Raw genomic sequence first — 17,037 nt, 5'->3', positions numbered from 1 at the left:
TCTGCCCGCCAGGAGCGCTTCAATGACGTCGAGATCGCTGTTTCCAGTCGCCGCGCTGCTGGCAACTGCCGCCTTGGTCATGCCGGCCAGGGCCGGCGCAGGTATAGAAGTCACCATGAACCAGGCCAAGATCGTCAAATTGTCACGCGCGGCCGACACGGTCGTCATCGGCAATCCGGCGATCGCCGACGCCTCGGTGCAGGACGCCTCGACCATCGTTCTCACCGGCAAGGGCTTCGGTGTCACAAATCTGGTCGTGCTCGATTCGGACGGCAGCCCGATCGTCGATGAGCAGGTGACCGTCGTGCGACAGGCCGCCTCGTCGGTGCGCATCTACAGACGCGCCGACGTCCAGACCATGTCCTGCACGCCCTATTGCGAGAGCGCGTTCAAGAGCGAGGCCGAGAAAGCTTCCGAGACCGAAATGAGCGCCGGGCACTGAGCCCTGCGAGGGCAGGCCCAGTGGCATTAAAGACAGCTTAAGGCTTGCCCGGCGAATTTAACGATCATCCATACCGGAACTCAATGGGTTTTCGCTAACCTTGCCGCCGGTACCGCAAAGGGGATCGGCAGGAACTTTGATATGAGCAAGGATGCCACATCCGGCAACGGCATGGACAGCAAGGCGCGCGCCAAAGCCCGCCCTGGCTTCTTCAGCGACAGGCGCGGCAGCACGGCGATGGAATTCGCGATGCTGGCCATCCCTTTCGCGCTTCTCGTCTTCGCCATCCTCGAAAGCTGCATTTCGTTCGCCGGCCAGGAGGTGATGGCCAACGTCACCGACGACGTGGCCCGTCAGTTGCGCACCGGGCAGCTTCAGCAGAACAACGTCACCGAAGCCTCGATCAAGCAACTGATCTGCAATCGCTTGCAGATCATGGTTTCCAACAACTGCACCGATACCGGGCCAGATGCTCCACTGCTGGTCGATCTGCGCGAATACTCGACCTTCGCGGACGCCGCGACGGCGGGTTTCAAGATCGTGAGCGGCGATATTGTGCTGACGCAGGGCGCGAATACGATGTCTCCTACCGTCTCGCCCGGACTGGCGGAGTCCATCAACATGCTTCGGGTGTTCTACAAATGGCCGGTAATGACCGATTTCCTGGCCAAGTCGATGGCAAATCTGAAGGACAGCAAAACGCTGCATTTCGCGTCCGTGACCTGGCAGAACGAACCATTCGACGACAATTGAGACTGCTCGACGGCTAAGCCGCGGCGTGGAGGACGATATGCATAGTGCGGGGGCACTCCAGGGGATTTCGGCAAAGGTGGAGCGGTTCTGCCGCGATCGCCGCGGCGTCGCGGCGATCGAGTTCGCGTTCATCGTGCCGGTGCTCCTCATCATGTATTTCATCACGATGGAGGCCTCGCAAGCCATCGAGACCGGCAAGAAGGTCAGCCGTATCGGCAGCATGGTCGCGGATCTCGTCACGCAGCAGCAGACCGTCGTGAAGGCGAACCTCGATGCAATGATGCAGATCGGCACATCGACGCTGCAGCCTTATAACCGTTCATTGCCGACGATCATCATCACAGGCATACAGATCACGGACGAAGCGTCGCCGAAGGTGCAGGTTGCCTGGTCGCGCAAGGTGGTGGGCACCACCTACAGCGCCGACGCGGCCGCCAACACGATCACCACCGTCCCGTCGGCGCTGATAATCCGCAACACTTTCCTGATCCGCGTGGAAAGCGACCTCGGCTACAAGCCGATCATCACCTGGTCCGCCAGCAATTCGCAGACGCTCGGGCTGACCTCGGCCTTCAGCAACATATCGATGAGCGAAACCTATTATCTAAGGCCGCGCCGGAGTCCGACGATTCCCTGCAGCGACTGCTGATACGCTATTCCTGCCCGGCCGTTTCCTGCCGCACGATCGCCACGGCCATCGCATAGTCCTTCTGCGCGGCCGGCCCGAAACCGCCGGAATGCGTTGCCTCCAGCAGGTCGTACACGTCGGGCGTCTGGGACTTGAGATTGGTCAGGAAGACCGTCAGTCGCCGCTTTGCCTCCGGATCGAGATCGCTGCGGACAGCGTGCGGGCCATAGCGCAACAGGCCCGAGGTCCATAACACCCGAAGCGACGCCTCGGGGATGCCGACGGCCTCCAACCGCGCGACGGTGCCCTCGGAACGGGTGGACCGGCCCTCGGCATCGGCCGGTTCCCAGCCGAACAGCGCGTCCGCTTCGCCGCCACTCAGCATCGTCTCGGCCGCGGTGGCCGAAGCGGCGCGCGCCAGGAAGGGCGAGTCCTGTGCGATCTTGACGCCTTCGGCCGACAGCGCCGCCAGCGGCAGCAACGCGCCGCCGACATTTTCGGCCGGCGCTATCGCGATCCGGTGCGAAGCGATCGCCGCAAGGTCGGGAAGCCTGCCGTCGCGCGTCACCAGGATGGAACGGATGCCGACGGCGCCGTCGGCATCGACCGGCGCCACCAGAGGCTCGACGCAGCCGCAGCGCTCCGAGGCGGTGGCATAGGCGAGAGCGGAATAGATCGCATACTGCACACGCCCGCTCGCCTGTGCCTCGATCAGCGCCGCGTAGTCGCGCGCAACGACGAACTCGACCTTCATGCCGAGCGCATTGGCATAGGCGTCGGTCAGGCGCGCGAGCCCCGGGACGGTGTTGCCGCCGCCCGGTTCGGCGACGATGCCGATGCGGAAGGTGCCGATGTCGTCACGCCAGTCGGCGCGTGCCGGCCAGGAGGCGGTGCAGTACGCCGCGAGGGCGGCCGCGCATATTTTCAGGGCCTGCCTTGCCGCGGTTTTGCCGCGCCTTGCCATACCTCGTCCGCTCCCGCCGCATCCGCGCCTCGCCGCAACTATGGCGACAAGCCGTTGCGGTTTGGTTTCCGATTTGCCAACACCGCCGGGGAACCTTATGTCTGGCAACCCAGACTGACCGCAAAGATACCCATGGCGCGCGCGTTCCTGTTCGTTCTCGATTCTTTCGGCATCGGCGGCGCGGCCGACGCCGAGCGCTATGGCGATGCCGGCGCCGACACGTTCGGACATATTTTTCAGACCTGCGTCGGCGGGCGTGCCGACCAGGCGGGTCTGCGCAACGGGCCGCTGGCCGTGCCCAACATGATGTCGCTCGGACTTGGCCGGGCGGCCCAGACGGCGACCGGACTCAAGCTCGACGTCGACACGCCGTTGCTTGCCTCTTCCTTCCACGGAGCTGCCCAGGAAGTGTCGAGCGGCAAGGACACGCCCTCCGGCCACTGGGAGATCGCCGGCCTGCCGGTGCGTTTCGACTGGGGCTATTTTCCCGACACGGTCCCAGCCTTTCCGGCCAAACTGACCGAAGCGATCATCCGCGAGGGCAAGGTGCCTGGGATCCTCGGCAATTGCCATGCGCCCGGAACCGAGATCATCGAACGGTTCGGCGAAGAGCACATCCGTACCGGCAAACCGATCTGCTACACGTCGGTCGATTCCGTGCTGCAGATCGCCGCGCATGAAACGCATTTCGGCCTGGAGCGGCTTTATGAGCTTTGCCTCGCGGTGCGTCGGCTGGTCGATCCGCTCAAGATCGGGCGCGTGATCGCGCGGCCTTTCGTGGGCGAGACGAAAGCCACCTTCCTGCGCACCCACAACCGCCGCGACTATGCGGTGCCGCCGCCGGAGCCGACCCTGCTCGACCGGCTGACCGGGCGCGGCAGCAAGGTCATCGCCGTCGGCAAGATCGGCGACATCTTCGCTCATCGCGGCATTTCGGAAGTGCGCAAGGCCGGTGGCAACATGGCGATGTTCGACAAGGCGCTCGGCGCAATGGACGATGCCGGCGACGGCGACCTGGTCTTTGCCAATTTCGTCGATTTCGATACCGAGTTCGGTCACCGGCGCGACGTCGCCGGCTATGCCGCCGCGCTCGAGGCGTTCGACCGCCGGCTGCCGGAGGCGCTATCGCGCATCGGGCCGGGCGACCTTCTGATCCTCACCGCCGACCATGGCAACGATCCGACCTGGCGCGGCACCGACCATACGCGCGAACGCATTCCGGTGATCGGCACCGGGCCGGGGCTGACGGGCGGCGACATCGGGCTCAGGCCGACCTTCGCCGATATCGGCGAAACCGTCGCAGACCACCTCGGCCTGGCCGCCGGTCGCCACGGAACATCCTTCCTCGCGACGATAGGCGGCCATGCCTGAGCTGCCCGAAGTCGAAACCGTCCGGCGCGGACTGCAGCCGGTCCTGGAAGGGGCGCGGCTCGTCAAGGTCGAGGCGCGCAGGCCCGACCTTCGCTTTCCTTTTCCCGAGCGCTTTTCGGAACGGCTTACCGGCAAGACCGTGACGGCGCTTGGCCGCCGCGCCAAATATCTGACGATGCATATCGAGAACGGCCCGGTTCTGATCTGCCATCTCGGCATGTCGGGATCGTTCCGTGTCGAGGCCACCGAGGGCGGCGACATCCCCGGCACCTTCCACCACGAGCGCTCGAAAAGCACCGCGCACGACCATGTCGTGTTCGATGTCGTCTCGCCGAAGGACGAGCGCTCCCGCGTCGTCTTCAATGACCCGCGCCGTTTCGGCTTCATGCTGTTTGCCGAAGGGGCGCCGGACACGCATCCGATGCTGGCCGGGCTGGGCATCGAGCCAACCGGCAACGCGCTCGACGGTCCCCTGCTCGCCTCGCTGCTGAAGGATCGCAGATCGCCGCTCAAGGCAGCGCTGCTCGATCAGCGTCTGATCGCCGGACTAGGCAATATATATGTGGCGGAGGCCTTGTGGCGCGCTGGTCTGTCGCCATTGCGCGAAGCTGGCACCATCGCCGGGTCCGCCAGGAAGGCGAAAGAGCAAAGCGGGCGCCTTGCAGAGGCGATCCGCTCGGTCGTCGCCGACGCGATCGCCGCCGGCGGCTCCTCGTTGCGCGACTATGTCCAGGCCGACGGATCGCTCGGCTATTTCCAACATTCCTTCGCGGTCTACGATCGCGAGGGGGAGCCATGCCCGAAGCCGGGCTGCAGCGGCCACATCGAGCGCATCGTGCAAAGCGGCCGCTCGACCTTCTATTGCCGGACCTGTCAGCGGTAAGCTAGGAACGGTATCGATCATCTCACTGCCGCGGAAGGAAGCGAGCCATGGCCCATGAAACCATTATCGTCGAGACGCGCGGCAAGGTAGGGCTGATCACGCTGAACCGGCCCAAGGCGCTCAATGCGCTGAATTCGCAAGTCCTTGCGGAGGTCGTGGCGGCGGCGAGCGCCTTCAATGCCGATCCCGGGATCGGCGCGATGGTGCTTACGGGCTCGGAAAAGGCGTTTGCCGCCGGCGCCGACATCAAGGAAATGCAGGCGATGTCCTTCGCCGACGCTTACACGCAGGACTTCTTCATCGGCTGGGAGGAATTCACGCGCACGCGCAAGCCCATCATCGCGGCGGTCGCGGGCTATGCGCTCGGCGGCGGCTGTGAGCTGGCCATGATGTGCGACTTCATCATCGCCGGCGACAATGCCAAGTTCGGCCAGCCCGAAATCACGCTCGGCGTCATGCCGGGCATGGGTGGATCGCAACGGCTGACTCGCTTCGTCGGCAAGTCGAAGGCGATGGACATGTGCCTGACCGGGCGGATGATGGACGCGGCCGAAGCCGAGCGCAGCGGACTGGTATCACGGGTGGTGCCAGTCGCCGAGCTCGCCGAGGAAGCGCTGAAGGCGGCGGCGAAGATCGCCGAGTTCTCTCTGCCGTCGGTCATGATGACCAAGGAGGCCGTCAACCGCGCCTACGAGACGACGCTCGCCGAAGGGCTGCGCTTCGAGCGCCGCCTGTTCCATTCGCTGTTCGCGCTCGATGATCAGAAGGAAGGCATGGCCGCGTTCGTCGAGAAACGGAAGCCGAATTTCAGCAACCGCTAGGGCATGCTGCCCAATGACGGAAAGCCGGCCATGACCCGACGCGCTTTCAGTCTCCAAAAAGACCGACAAGTGGCGTTGACGCGCCGGAAAAGCTGAACTATAAGCCGCACCAACCGAGGCGGCCCTGTGGCTGCCCGTTTGTTTTTTGCGCCCCGCGGCACCCCGCTGGCGCCCACCAGATCAGAAGAGAGGCATCATGGCCAATACATCTTCGGCCAAAAAGGCAACGCGCAAGATCGCCCGCCGCGCGGCGGTCAACAAGAACCGCCGCTCGCGTGTCCGCACCTATGTCCGCCAGGTCGAAGAGGCGCTGGCCGCCGGCGACAAGGCCGCGGCGGTGGCAGCCTTCAAGGCGGCGGAGCCGGAATTGATGCGCGCCGCCACCAAGGGCGTCGTGCACAAGAACACGGCTTCCCGCAAGGTTTCGCGGCTGGCCCAGCGGGTCAAGACGCTGTCGGCCTGACCGACTCAATCCTTAATCCATCGACGTTGAACCCGGTCGCACAGGCCGGGTTTTTTCGTTTGCCGGCAAGTACTTAAAAAAAATGTCCGCGAGCGCTGCTTGTGGTGCGATTCCAAGGCCAGTAATGTTTTGCCGGCATATTCAACGCCATTGATAGCGGCACGCCCTCCCCGCGGCACCTGCCCAAATTTGCCTGGCAAAAAATCCGCAGTTTTTTCAAAGACTTACAGCCGGTCATCCACAGCTTGTTCAACTCAAGGTCGAGCGGCGGGGGAGAAGTAGCTGTCAAGAGAATTATTTCAGAATATTTCGTTTCGGGCGGCCTTTTTCATATTCGCCGGAAAAGGGTTTGAATCACAATGGCTTTGTCAAAACGTGCCGTGGCGGCACCCGATTTCAAGCCCCGTCCGGTAACCAGATTCGTTAAAAAACCGTTAGACGTGGCCTTGCCCTATCCACAACGATTTCGGTAATGTCCATCCATCGAAGGGACGGGCTTCAGCCCCTGACCCAGCCTGAATCGGCCAGCACAAAATGGCAGAATTCATGACGTGGAGCAATTCCGCGTGTGGCTTGGTTTGTCTCTTCGGTGCGGGTAGGGGACTGGCGTAATTGTACATGGCAGTCGATGTCTCGCCGGCGTTTTCGCCGGAGGGTGCGGTGTTGCCTTGTCTTTGTCGGAAGCCGGCGTGCGGAGCCGGCAGCTGGTCCCTTGCGCGTGTTGCGACGATCGTTGCCGGCGGCGGCAGCGGCATCGCGGCGAAATGAGGTCGCCGGACCAAGGATGCAGGAGGCGCATCCCCGGCGGGAAAAGGGTACGAGAGACAAGGGACTTTGATCATGCAGAGCGGCATCGAGAGGGAGCTAGCGGGCGAGCTTCCATTTCCAGCAACTTTTGCCGGGGGGCACGACGTGGCGGCATCCAGCGACGCGGAACAGAAGTTCGAGCGGGTGAAGACCCAGCTGAAGGCGCGTCTCGGAGCCGAGGTTTATTCGAGCTGGTTCGGCCGCATGAAGGTCGCCGAAGCTTCCCGCGGCGTTGTCCGCATCTCGGTGCCCACGGCTTTCCTGCGGTCCTGGATCAACGGCCATTATCTCGAGCTTATCGCGGAGCTGTGGCGGCATGAGGATCCGGACATCCTCAAGATCGAGATCGTCGTGCGCACCGCGACGCGCCAGGGGCGCAACCCTATCGAGCCGGAAATCGTGCCGGCGCGCAAGATGACCAAGCAGGCGCATACCGCGCTCGCCAACGGCACCGCGAGCGCCGGACGCGTGGAACAGCGGGCGCCGGCGCCCCGCCAGGGCGCGTCCGCGGAACCGGAGTTCCGCCACAACGTGCTGGGGTCGCCGCTCGACCCGCGTTACACCTTCGCCTCCTTCATCGAAGGACCGTCGAACAGAGTGGCCTTCGCCGCGGCCAAGGCGGTGGCGGAATCGCAGTCGAGCGCGGTGCGTTTCAACCCGCTTTTCCTGCATGCGACCGTCGGGCTCGGCAAGACGCACTTGTTGCAGGCGATCGCAGCGGAATCGCTGCGGCACAACCCGAAGTCGCGCGTCGTCTATCTGACGGCGGAGTATTTCATGTGGCGCTTCGCCACCGCGATCCGCGACAACAACGCGCTGACGCTGAAAGAGCAGCTGCGCGACATCGATCTCCTGATCATCGACGACATGCAGTTCCTGCAGGGCAAGTCGATCCAGCACGAGTTCTGCCATCTCATCAACATGCTGCTCGACAGCGCCAAGCAGGTGGTGGTCGCGGCCGACCGGCCGCCGTCGGAACTGGAATCGCTGGAGCCGCGCGTGCGTTCGCGCCTCAATGGCGGCGTGGCGCTGGAAATGTCGGCGCCGGATTTCGCCATGCGGCTCGGCATGCTGAAGCTGCGCCGTGCCACCGCCAAGACCGATGATACCTCGCTCGACATTTCGGACGAGATCCTGGAACACGTCGCGCGCACGGTGACCGGCAGCGGGCGCGAGCTTGAAGGCGCCTTCAACCAGCTTCTGTTCCGCCAGTCCTTCGAGCCGCAGATCACCATCGACCGCATCGACGAGATCCTCGGCCACATCTACCGTTCCGGCGAGCCGAAGCGGGTACGCATCGAGGACATCCAGCGCATCGTGGCGCGCCACTACAACGTGTCGAAGACGGAGCTTCTGTCCAACCGGCGCACGCGCACCATCGTCAAGCCGCGGCAGGTGGCGATGTATCTGTCGAAAGTGATGACGCCGCGCTCGTTGCCGGAGATCGGGCGCCGCTTCGGCGGCCGCGACCACACGACCGTGCTGCATGCCGTGCGCAAGATCGAGGACCTTTCGGGCGGGGACAACACGCTGGCGCAGGAACTCGAACTGCTCAGAAGGCTGATCAACGACCAGGCCTGAAGGGGCGTGGAAATAGCCGGCGACGCGCTTCGCGGGCTTTATCCCCAGAAAGCCCGCGCTACCGGCCGGAACCGGTGTCGCGGGCTTGCGTTCGCAGGCTTTTTACTGTCAGCTTACAGAGATTCTGAAGGCCTTTCAGGGCTTTCACGGGATACCGCCTGCCGGTGACCCGTTCATCCATTGAAGCGAGCCTGTTTCGTCATGCGTGTTATCCTGGAACGGTCAAACCTCCTGAAGTCCCTCAACCACGTGCACCGCGTGGTCGAGCGGCGCAACACCATACCGATCCTGTCCAACGTGCTGCTCAGCGCCGAGGGCGCCAGCCTCGAGATGAAGGCGACCGACCTCGACCTTGAAGTGACGGAAGCGACGCCCGCCAAGGTCGAGCGCGGCGGCGCGACGACGGTACCGGCGCATCTACTCTACGACATCGTGCGCAAGCTTTCCGACGGCGCCGAGGTGATGCTGAAGACGGACGAGGACGGCAACGCGATGACCGTCACCTCCGGCCGCTCGAGCTTCCGTCTGCAGTGCCTGCCGCAATCCGATTTCCCGGAGCTTTCGGCCGGCTCGTTCTCGCATATCTTCCGGCTGGAATCGGCGGCGCTCAAGGGCCTGATCGACAAAACCCAATTCGCCATCTCCACCGAAGAGACGCGCTACTATCTCAACGGCATCTTCCTGCACACGCATGAGGTGGGCGGCAAATTGAAGCTGCGCTCGGTGGCGACCGACGGGCATCGCCTGGCGCGGGCCGAGATCGACGCGCCGGCAGGCTCCGAAGGCATGCCCGGCGTCATCATTCCGCGCAAGACCGTGAGCGAGCTGCAGAAGCTGGTCGACGACCCGGACGTGGCGGTGACCACGGAACTGTCGGACACCAAGATCCGCTTCACCATCGGCAGCGTCGTTTTGACCTCGAAGCTGATCGACGGCACCTTCCCCGACTACCAGCGCGTCATTCCGACCGGCAACGACAAGAAGCTGATCATCGACCGCCAGAGCTTCGCCGCGGCGGTAGACCGCGTTTCCACCATTTCCTCCGAACGCGGCCGCGCGGTGAAGCTCTCGATCAACGAAGGTCAAGTCACACTTGCCGTCAACAACCCGGATTCGGGCAGCGCCACGGAGGAACTGGCGGCGGACTATTCGTCCGATCCGATCGAGATCGGCTTCAACGCCAAATACCTGCTCGACGTCGCGGCCCAACTCACCGGCTCGGAAGCCAAGTTCATGCTGGCCGATGCCGGTTCGCCGACGCTGATCCATGACATGGCCGACGAGACGGCACTCTACGTGCTGATGCCGATGCGAGTGTAGGTCCGAGACGGACCGCTGATATGTCACCGTGACCGCGGATGCGAAACAGCTTCGGCAGCAAAGCTATCTAAGTAAGCTAACGCTTACTAACTTCCGCAACTACGCGGCGCTGTCGCTCGAGCTCGCACCCGGCGCCGTGGTGCTGTCGGGTGACAATGGAGCGGGCAAGACCAATCTCCTGGAAGCGATCTCGTTGCTGACGCCGGGCCGTGGCTTGCGCCGCGCGCCCTATGCGGATGTGGCGCGCGAAGACGGCGACGGCGGCTTCGCCTTGCATGCGCGCATCGAGGGACCGGAAGGCCAGGTCGAGATCGGCACCGGGATTTCCGGGGGCGAGGCCGCCGGCGAAGGCGGCAGGAAGGTGCGGATCAACGGCGCGCCGGCGCGATCGGCGGAGGATATGCTGGAATGGCTGCGGGTCGTGTGGCTGACGCCGGCGATGGACGGGCTGTTCCCCGGTCCGGCGGCGGACCGCCGCCGCTTCCTCGACCGGCTGGTGCTGGCGATCGACCCAGGCCACGGCCAGCGCGCGCTTGACTATGAAAAGGCGATGCGCGGCCGTAACCGCCTGCTTACCGAAGGCTCCCGCGACGGCGCCTGGTTCGATGCGATCGAGACGCAGATGGCCGAGACCGGAGTGGCGATCGCCGCGGCGCGGGCCGAGCTGGTGCGGCTGCTCGCCGCCATGATCGACAGGTTGCCCGGCAGCGGGCCGTTTCCGCAAGCCGACATCAGCCTTGCCGGTGACCTGGAAAGCGAGGTCGCCGCCGCGCCAGCCGTCGATGTCGAGGAGCGCTACCGCCGCGCGCTTGCCAATGGCCGCGAGCGCGACCGCGCCGCCGGCCGCACGCTGGACGGCCCGCATCGTTCCGATCTCGTGGTGCGGCACCGGCCGAAGTCGATGCCGGCCGAGCTCTGTTCGACCGGCGAGCAGAAGGCGCTGCTGGTCGGCATCGTGCTGTCGCATGCCAGGCTGACCGGCGAGATGTCGGGGCTGACGCCGATCCTCCTCCTGGACGAGATCGCCGCGCATCTCGACGCGGGCCGGCGCGCGGCGCTGTTCTCCATCCTGGAGGAGCTGAACTGCCAGGCCTTCATGACGGGCACGGATGCCGCGCTGTTTTCCAGCCTCGAGGGCCGGGCGCAGTTCCTGACGGTCGATCACGGCAGCGTCGGACCGACCGGCTGACAACGCCTTGTGCCAGCGATAAGGTCCTGCCATGACCAATGCCGCGCTGACCGACGAAGAGCTCGAACGCTACGCCCGCCACATCGTGCTGCCCGAGATCGGCGGCCCGGGCCAGCAGAAGCTGAAACGGGCGCGGGTGCTGGTGATCGGCGCCGGGGGACTCGGCGCGCCGGTGCTCGAATATCTTGCCGCGGCCGGCGTCGGCACGCTCGGCATCGTCGATGACGACACGGTCTCGCTGTCCAACCTGCAGCGGCAGGTGATCCATGGGACAGACACGATCGGCATGGCCAAGACCGACAGCGCACGGGAAGCGATCATGCGCATCAACCCCAACGTCGCGGTGGAATCGCATCTCCTGAGGCTGACGGAAGCGAACGCCCCTGCCCTCGTCGCGCGCTACGACATCGTCGTCGACGGCTCCGACAATTTCGAAACCCGTTACGCGGTCGCCGATGCCTGCGCCGGCGAGAAGAAACCCCTCGTGACCGCCGCCGTCGGGCGCTTCGACGGCTCCGTGACGGTACTGAAGCCTTTCGAGACGGGAGCCGACGGCAAGCGCAATCCGGGCTATCGCGACCTGTTCCCCGAAGCGCCGCCCGAAGGGCTGGTGCCGTCCTGCGCCGTTGCCGGTATCGTCGGCGCGCTGACGGGCGTCATCGGCACGCTGGAGGCGATGGAGGCGATCAAGCTGATTACCGGCATGGGCGAGCCGCTCATCGGCCGGCTGCTGCTCTATGATGGGCTCACGGCCCGCTTCGACACCATCCGCTACAAGGCCGTGTGAGCGCATGGACCAGAGCGTCGGCATCTCCATAGTTCTCCTTGCCGCGGACTTCGACCGCTGGGACGACTTGCTCGCGCTGATCCGGCGCGCCTTTGCCTATATGAACGGTGTCATCGACCCGCCGTCATCGGCGCATCTGTTGACCGCCGACAGCATTGGCGAGAAGGCAAAGCGGGAGACGGCGTTCCTGGCTGTGGAGAACGGCCGGATCGTCGGCTGCGTGTTCGCGCTGGAGAGGGCACGGGATTTCTACGTCGGCAAGCTCGCGGTCGAGCCAGGGTTCCAGGGCCAAGGCATCGGAACCCGGCTGATGCGGGCTGCGGAAGATCTTGCCCGCGAACGCGGCAAGGATGCGATCGAGCTCCAGACCCGCATCGAACTGACCGCAAACCATGCAGCCTTCGCCCGGCTCGGATTTCGCGAGACCGAGCGCACGGCGCATGCGGGCTATGACAGGCCGACCTCCATCACCATGCGCAAGGTGCTGTCTTGAGCCTTTCACTCAGCCCGGAAGAGCAGGCGATCGCCGCCGGCCGGGAGGGCGCGGCAATTGCGATGCGCATCGTCGCCGAAAGCGCCCGCCTGCTCGGCGCGCCGCGTCTCATCCCGATCGCTTCCACCCATATCGACGGCGCACTCTATCATGGCGATTCCGGCACGTTGTTTGCCGAGAGGCTGGTCGAAGGCGGCGCGAGGGTCGCGGTGCGCTCGACGCTCAATGTCGGGGCGCTCGACCTCATGGGCTGCTCGCGCATTCGCCTCGAGGAGCCGCAACGCGGCATGGCCCGGCGGATGATGGAGGCCTATCGCAAGCTCGGCTGCGAGCAGAGCTGGACCTGCGCGCCCTATCAGGCCGGACACAGGCCGGCGCTCGGCAGCGACGTGGCCTGGGGCGAGTCCAACGCGGTCGTCTTCTGCAATTCGGTGCTCGGCGCGCGCACCAACCGCTATGGCGACTTTCTCGACATCGCCTGCGCGATTGTCGGCCGCGCGCCGGACTATGGCCTGCATCGGCCCGAAAACCGCCGTGCTAGGCTTGTCTTCGATGTCTCAGGCCTGTCGCCATCCTTCCTCGCTTCGGAGATCGCGTGGCCGGTGCTGGGCAGCCTCTATGGCCGCGAGGTGGGCAATGCGATCGGTGTCGTCACCGGCGTGACCAGTCATCCCGGCGAGGACGCGTTGAAGGCCTTCGGCGCGGCGGCCGCGTCGTCGGGCGCGGTCGGCCTGTTCCATATTGCCGGCGTGACGCCCGAGGCACCCGACGTCGAAACCATCCTGGCCGGGCCGGAACCGGAAGCGATGATCCGCGTGACGCCTGACATGGTGGCCAAGGCGCGCGCCGGCCTGTCGACCGCTGCCGCCGCCAAGACCATCGACGCGGTGGCGATCGGCAGCCCGCATCTGTCCAACGCCGAGTTCGACAGCCTGGAGCGGCTGATCGCAGGACGCAGGCTCGCGGTGCCGATCTATGCCTGCACCGGCCGCCACGCGCTCGCCTTGCTGGAGCTGGACGGCCGGCGAAAAAGGCTCGAGGCCAGCGGCGTCGTCATCGTCGCCGATACATGCGTGGTTGTGACACCGATCATGCCGGACCTCGGCAATGGGGTGTTGATGACCAATTCGGGCAAGTTCGCGCATTACGCGCCAGGCAACACCGGCTATGCGGTGCTCTACGCCTCGCTCGCCGACTGCGTCGAAAGCGCGGTCCTCGGCAGGCCGGTCTTCACGGAGATCGCCGCATGAGCGCGACTGCCGAAATCCTGGTGCCGGGCAGAGCGGGCGAAGGCGAGGCGCTGGTGCTGACGGCGCCGATCAGCTTCTGGGGCGGCGTCGACCCCAAGACAGGCCGCATCGCCGATGTCCGCCACCCGCAGCATGGCGAAGTCATTGCCGGCCGGGTGCTGTTCCTGCCAGGCACGATCGGCTCGTCATCCGCTTCGGCGGTGCTGATGGAGCTCGTCCATAACGGCCGCGCGCCGGCCGCCCTGGTGCTGCACGAGCCGGACGCCATCCTGCTGCTCGGCCTGATCGTCGCCCGGGAAATGGGCTGGGAGACGCCCATGGCGGTGCGGCTCGACCGCGGCGTGTTCAATACCTACCGCGGAGCCGTCGTGACGGTCACTTCGGACGGCGCAGTGACCGGCACCGTTTAAACCTTCAGGTTCTCAGCGGCAGGACGCGGTCCGGCGGGCGGTGACCGTCGAAGAAGGCGCGGATGTTGATGATCACCTTCTCGCCCATGTCGATGCGGCCTTCGAGCGTGGCCGAGCCCATATGCGGCAAAAGCACCACCTTGCCCTTGGCGGCAAGCTTCAAAAGCTTGGCGTTCAGCGCCGGCTCGTGCTCATAGACGTCGAGCCCGGCGCCGGCGATCTTGCCGTCATGGATGAGCTTGATCAGCGATTCCTCGTCGATGATGTCGCCGCGCGCGGTGTTGACGATATAGGCAGAAGGCTGCATCAGCGCGAGGCGACGACCGGACAACAGGTGGAAGGTCGCCGGCGTCGACGGGCAGTTGACCGAGATGATGTCCATGCGGGCCAGCATCTGGTCGAGGCTTTCCCAGTAAGTCGCCTCCAGTTCCTCTTCCACCGCCGGCAGCACGCGGTGCCGATTGTGGTAGTGGATCGACAGGCCAAAGGCCTTGGCCCGCCTTGCGACCGCCGTGCCGATGCGGCCCATGCCAACGATGCCGAGACGTTTGCCCCAGATGCGCCGGCCGAGCATCCAGGTCGGCGACCAGCCGGCCCATTTCTTCTCGCCCGTCAGCACGTTGGCGCCCTCGGCCAGCCGGCGCGGCACGGCGAGCATCAAGGCCATGGTCATGTCGGCGGTGTCTTCGGTGAGCACGTTCGGCGTGTTGGTGACGGTAATGCCTTTCTTGGCGGCGGCCGCGACGTCGATCTTGTCGACGCCATTGCCGAAATTCGCGATCAGCTTGAGATTTTCGCCGGCCTGGGCGATCAGCGCGGCATCGATATGGTCGGTGATGGTGGGGACCAGCACATCGGCTTCCTTGACCGCCGCGACCAGCTCCGGCTGCGTCATTGGCCGGTCCTCGACATTCAGCCTTGCGTCGAACAGTTCGCGCATGCGCGTTTCGACCGGGTCGGGCAGCTTGCGCGTGATGACGACGAGGGGCCGTTTTTTGCCTGCCATTTTATCCCCGAAGCTTCCTGGATCAGGATGACGTTTCGTTGAATCGTCATCCTGATCCTACTCTTTTTTGGAGCATGATCTTTTCCGAAAACCGGTTCCCACTTTTCGGGATCATGCTCTCGAATCCGATCTCGTTGAGACCTCTTTAACCAAGACCGGCGAAACTTGTAGCCAGTCGCGGCATCAGCTCACTCCTGTAACAAGCAGTGCCGCCGAAGACAAAGAAAAAGGGGCGCCCGTCCCGACGGACCGGCGCCGAAAGGAACGAAAGTGTCTGGTTTCGCGTCGCTTCGCCTGGCCTTCAGCGCAGCCCTTCTTGGCGCCCTCATCTGCGCGCCGCAGGCGTTCGCACAGAGCGCGGCCGCGCCGGCGCAGACCATAACGCTTGGCCCAAGCGGCCTGCCGCTGCCGCGTTTCGTCAGCCTGAAACCGGCCCGGGTCAACTCGCGCGTCGGCCCCGGCGCCAACTATTCCGTCAACTGGATGTATCTGAAGGCCGGCCTGCCGATGGAAATCATCCAGGAATTCGACACCTGGCGCCGCGTGCGCGATGCCGACGGCTCGGAAGGCTGGATCAACCAGTCGCTGCTCTCCGGCCGCCGCACCGCCATCGTCGCGCCCTGGCAGCGCGGCAAGGGCGGGCGAATCAACCTGCTCTACGAGCCCGACAAGGATGCCGGCGTCGTCGCCATCATCGAGCCGGGCGTGATCGGCGCGATCAAGAAATGCGACGGCCAATGGTGCGAGATGACCTTCGACGGCCACACCGGCTGGATGGCCCAGTCGCAGGTGTGGGGCGCCTACCCCGGCGAGAAGTTCAAGAACTAAAGCGCGTCGCGCTGAAACGGATTCAGGCGACGCGCTTTAGGCCTTTGTTTGATGCATGTCGTTGCCGCAAAACCGAGGTCACTTTTGCGCGACATGCATTAGGGCGCGGACTCATTAAGGCGCAGCCATAGCCTGATTGACGCGAGTTGAACGAAGGCTCGGTAATTGGCAGCGAGCCTGTCGTAGCGCGTTCGCCACCCGACGACATTGTTTGATCCTGTTGAAGAACCGCTCGACCTAGTTGCGAGCGCGATAGAGATAGGACCGTGCGCCGACTCCTCAATTTTCCTGATCTGCTGGCCTGCCTTGACCTGCTGGCCGACTCGGTCACGCACGATTCAAATTTTGCTTTTTGACCTGGAGGCAGGCGAATATCCTCCCGCGTGGTCGTTGCCACCGTGCGCGGCGATAAACATGGCGACGGCCGACCGACAATAGGATTCGATTTCGTTGTCGTCCTCTGCTCTGGGCTCATCGAAGCGTGCGATAATCAGGAGATCGGAGCCTTTGAAAAGCGCGGCAAACAAGCGGGCGGACCGGAGAGGATCGGGCACGTTCAGAACCGCCATCGCATGCAACTGACGCAACAGGGCCTCGACTTGGGCGATGATATGGGCGGGACCGGCTTCGTAATGGAGCTTGCTCAACGACTTTTGACTCGTCATGTCGGCCATGACCATCGCTTCGACATTGCGGACGTCCGGGCGCAACAGCGTGCGAAGCAGTGATGACCCCACCGCCATGAGCTGATCTTCGGCCGAACCCTCGACGCCTTCAAAAAGGGCCTGTGGTATTAACTGCTGGCAGCGGGCTGCAAACGCCGCGCCAAACAGCGCCTCTTTGTTCTCGAAGTGCCGATAGATGCTGAGCTTGGATATCTTCGCTCGCTGGGCGACCTTGTCCAATGTCGTCGCTTGAAAACCCAGTTCGGCAAAAAGTTCGCCCGCCGTGTCGACGATCGTTTGTCCAAGCGCCTCGTTGGCGGGCCGGCCGCGCCGGGCCCGAGTGTTTTTCTCGGTTACCACAATTCAAGTCCTTGAC

Annotated in this window: 18 protein-coding genes and 1 pseudogene; 15 read left to right on the top strand and 4 right to left on the bottom strand. The window is 64.5% G+C overall.

What is annotated here, in order from left to right:
• The first annotated feature begins 22 nt into the window (after positions 1-22).
• The 3 genes from RFM52_RS19985 to RFM52_RS19975 all read left to right on the top strand — a co-directional run bounded on the left by RFM52_RS19985 (position 23) and on the right by RFM52_RS19975 (position 1,844).
• Positions 23-442, top strand: a complete 420-nt coding sequence (locus tag RFM52_RS19985) for a pilus assembly protein N-terminal domain-containing protein (RefSeq protein ID WP_320297714.1) — start codon at positions 23-25, stop codon at positions 440-442.
• Between the two features lie 141 nt (positions 443-583).
• Positions 584-1,195 carry a TadE/TadG family type IV pilus assembly protein gene (locus tag RFM52_RS19980; RefSeq protein WP_430699285.1) on the top strand — a complete coding sequence of 204 codons (612 nt, stop codon included), beginning with the start codon at positions 584-586 and terminating at the stop codon, positions 1,193-1,195.
• 37 nt (positions 1,196-1,232) lie between these two features.
• Positions 1,233-1,844 (top strand): TadE/TadG family type IV pilus assembly protein, encoded by a 612-nt coding sequence (locus tag RFM52_RS19975; protein WP_320297715.1) that lies wholly within the window; start codon positions 1,233-1,235, stop codon positions 1,842-1,844.
• A 4-nt stretch (positions 1,845-1,848) separates the two neighbouring features.
• Here RFM52_RS19975 and RFM52_RS19970 read toward each other — a convergent pair whose 3' ends face one another.
• On the bottom strand, positions 1,849-2,787 hold the full coding sequence (locus RFM52_RS19970) for a phosphate/phosphite/phosphonate ABC transporter substrate-binding protein (protein ID WP_320297716.1): 939 nt from the start codon (positions 2,785-2,787) through the stop codon (positions 1,849-1,851).
• A gap of 132 nt (positions 2,788-2,919) precedes the next feature.
• Between RFM52_RS19970 and RFM52_RS19965 the strand changes: the two genes are divergently transcribed.
• From RFM52_RS19965 to RFM52_RS19915, 11 genes are all read left to right on the top strand, one after another.
• A complete protein-coding gene (locus tag RFM52_RS19965) occupies positions 2,920-4,158 on the top strand; it encodes a phosphopentomutase (protein ID WP_320297717.1) in 1,239 nt (412 codons plus the stop codon).
• A complete protein-coding gene (gene mutM, locus RFM52_RS19960; protein WP_320297718.1) occupies positions 4,151-5,041 on the top strand; it encodes a bifunctional DNA-formamidopyrimidine glycosylase/DNA-(apurinic or apyrimidinic site) lyase in 891 nt (296 codons plus the stop codon). Before RFM52_RS19965 ends, mutM begins: the two co-directional genes overlap by 8 nt.
• A 47-nt stretch (positions 5,042-5,088) precedes the next feature.
• Positions 5,089-5,862: an enoyl-CoA hydratase gene (locus RFM52_RS19955; RefSeq protein WP_320297719.1), complete on the top strand. Its 774-nt coding sequence runs from the start codon at positions 5,089-5,091 to the stop codon at positions 5,860-5,862.
• Between the two features lie 196 nt (positions 5,863-6,058).
• Positions 6,059-6,325, top strand: a complete 267-nt coding sequence (gene rpsT, locus RFM52_RS19950; RefSeq protein ID WP_140645317.1) for a 30S ribosomal protein S20 — start codon at positions 6,059-6,061, stop codon at positions 6,323-6,325.
• A gap of 912 nt (positions 6,326-7,237) precedes the next feature.
• Positions 7,238-8,713: a chromosomal replication initiator protein DnaA gene (dnaA, locus tag RFM52_RS19945; protein ID WP_430699286.1), complete on the top strand. Its 1,476-nt coding sequence runs from the start codon at positions 7,238-7,240 to the stop codon at positions 8,711-8,713.
• Between the two features lie 201 nt (positions 8,714-8,914).
• Positions 8,915-10,033, top strand: coding sequence for a DNA polymerase III subunit beta (gene dnaN / locus RFM52_RS19940; protein ID WP_320297721.1), 1,119 nt, complete (start codon positions 8,915-8,917; stop codon positions 10,031-10,033).
• Between the two features lie 28 nt (positions 10,034-10,061).
• Positions 10,062-11,222: a DNA replication/repair protein RecF gene (gene recF, locus RFM52_RS19935; RefSeq protein WP_320297722.1), complete on the top strand. Its 1,161-nt coding sequence runs from the start codon at positions 10,062-10,064 to the stop codon at positions 11,220-11,222.
• Positions 11,223-11,253: 31 nt separating this feature from the next.
• Positions 11,254-12,009, top strand: a complete 756-nt coding sequence (locus RFM52_RS19930; protein WP_320297723.1) for a molybdopterin-synthase adenylyltransferase MoeB — start codon at positions 11,254-11,256, stop codon at positions 12,007-12,009.
• A 4-nt stretch (positions 12,010-12,013) separates the two neighbouring features.
• On the top strand, positions 12,014-12,502 hold the full coding sequence (locus RFM52_RS19925; RefSeq protein ID WP_320297724.1) for a GNAT family N-acetyltransferase: 489 nt from the start codon (positions 12,014-12,016) through the stop codon (positions 12,500-12,502).
• Positions 12,499-13,752: an aconitase X catalytic domain-containing protein gene (locus tag RFM52_RS19920; protein WP_320297725.1), complete on the top strand. Its 1,254-nt coding sequence runs from the start codon at positions 12,499-12,501 to the stop codon at positions 13,750-13,752. Before RFM52_RS19925 ends, RFM52_RS19920 begins: the two co-directional genes overlap by 4 nt.
• On the top strand, positions 13,749-14,162 hold the full coding sequence (locus RFM52_RS19915) for an aconitase X swivel domain-containing protein (protein ID WP_320297726.1): 414 nt from the start codon (positions 13,749-13,751) through the stop codon (positions 14,160-14,162). The genes RFM52_RS19920 and RFM52_RS19915 overlap by 4 nt, the downstream gene beginning before the upstream one ends.
• A gap of 4 nt (positions 14,163-14,166) precedes the next feature.
• Here the strand turns inward: RFM52_RS19915 and RFM52_RS19910 are convergent, their stop codons facing one another.
• On the bottom strand, positions 14,167-15,168 hold the full coding sequence (locus tag RFM52_RS19910; protein ID WP_112100053.1) for a 2-hydroxyacid dehydrogenase: 1,002 nt from the start codon (positions 15,166-15,168) through the stop codon (positions 14,167-14,169).
• Positions 15,169-15,438: 270 nt separating this feature from the next.
• On the opposite strand from RFM52_RS19910, the gene RFM52_RS19905 reads away from it, so the two are divergent.
• Positions 15,439-15,996, top strand: coding sequence for an SH3 domain-containing protein (locus RFM52_RS19905; RefSeq protein WP_320297727.1), 558 nt, complete (start codon positions 15,439-15,441; stop codon positions 15,994-15,996).
• A gap of 98 nt (positions 15,997-16,094) precedes the next feature.
• Here RFM52_RS19905 and RFM52_RS19900 read toward each other — a convergent pair.
• Positions 16,095-16,233: pseudogene (locus tag RFM52_RS19900) on the bottom strand (IS5/IS1182 family transposase); the annotation flags it as partial.
• A 101-nt stretch (positions 16,234-16,334) separates the two neighbouring features.
• Positions 16,335-17,021, bottom strand: coding sequence for a TetR/AcrR family transcriptional regulator (locus RFM52_RS19895; RefSeq protein WP_320297728.1), 687 nt, complete (start codon positions 17,019-17,021; stop codon positions 16,335-16,337).
• Positions 17,022-17,037 lie beyond the last annotated feature (16 nt).

Origin of the sequence: Mesorhizobium humile, assembly GCF_033977215.1 — a bacterium.
In the GTDB taxonomy this organism is placed as follows: Bacteria; Pseudomonadota; Alphaproteobacteria; order Rhizobiales; family Rhizobiaceae; genus Mesorhizobium; species Mesorhizobium humile.
The sequence above is the reverse complement of the archived record's forward strand: the minus strand, read 5'-3'. Positions and strand labels throughout refer to the sequence as shown.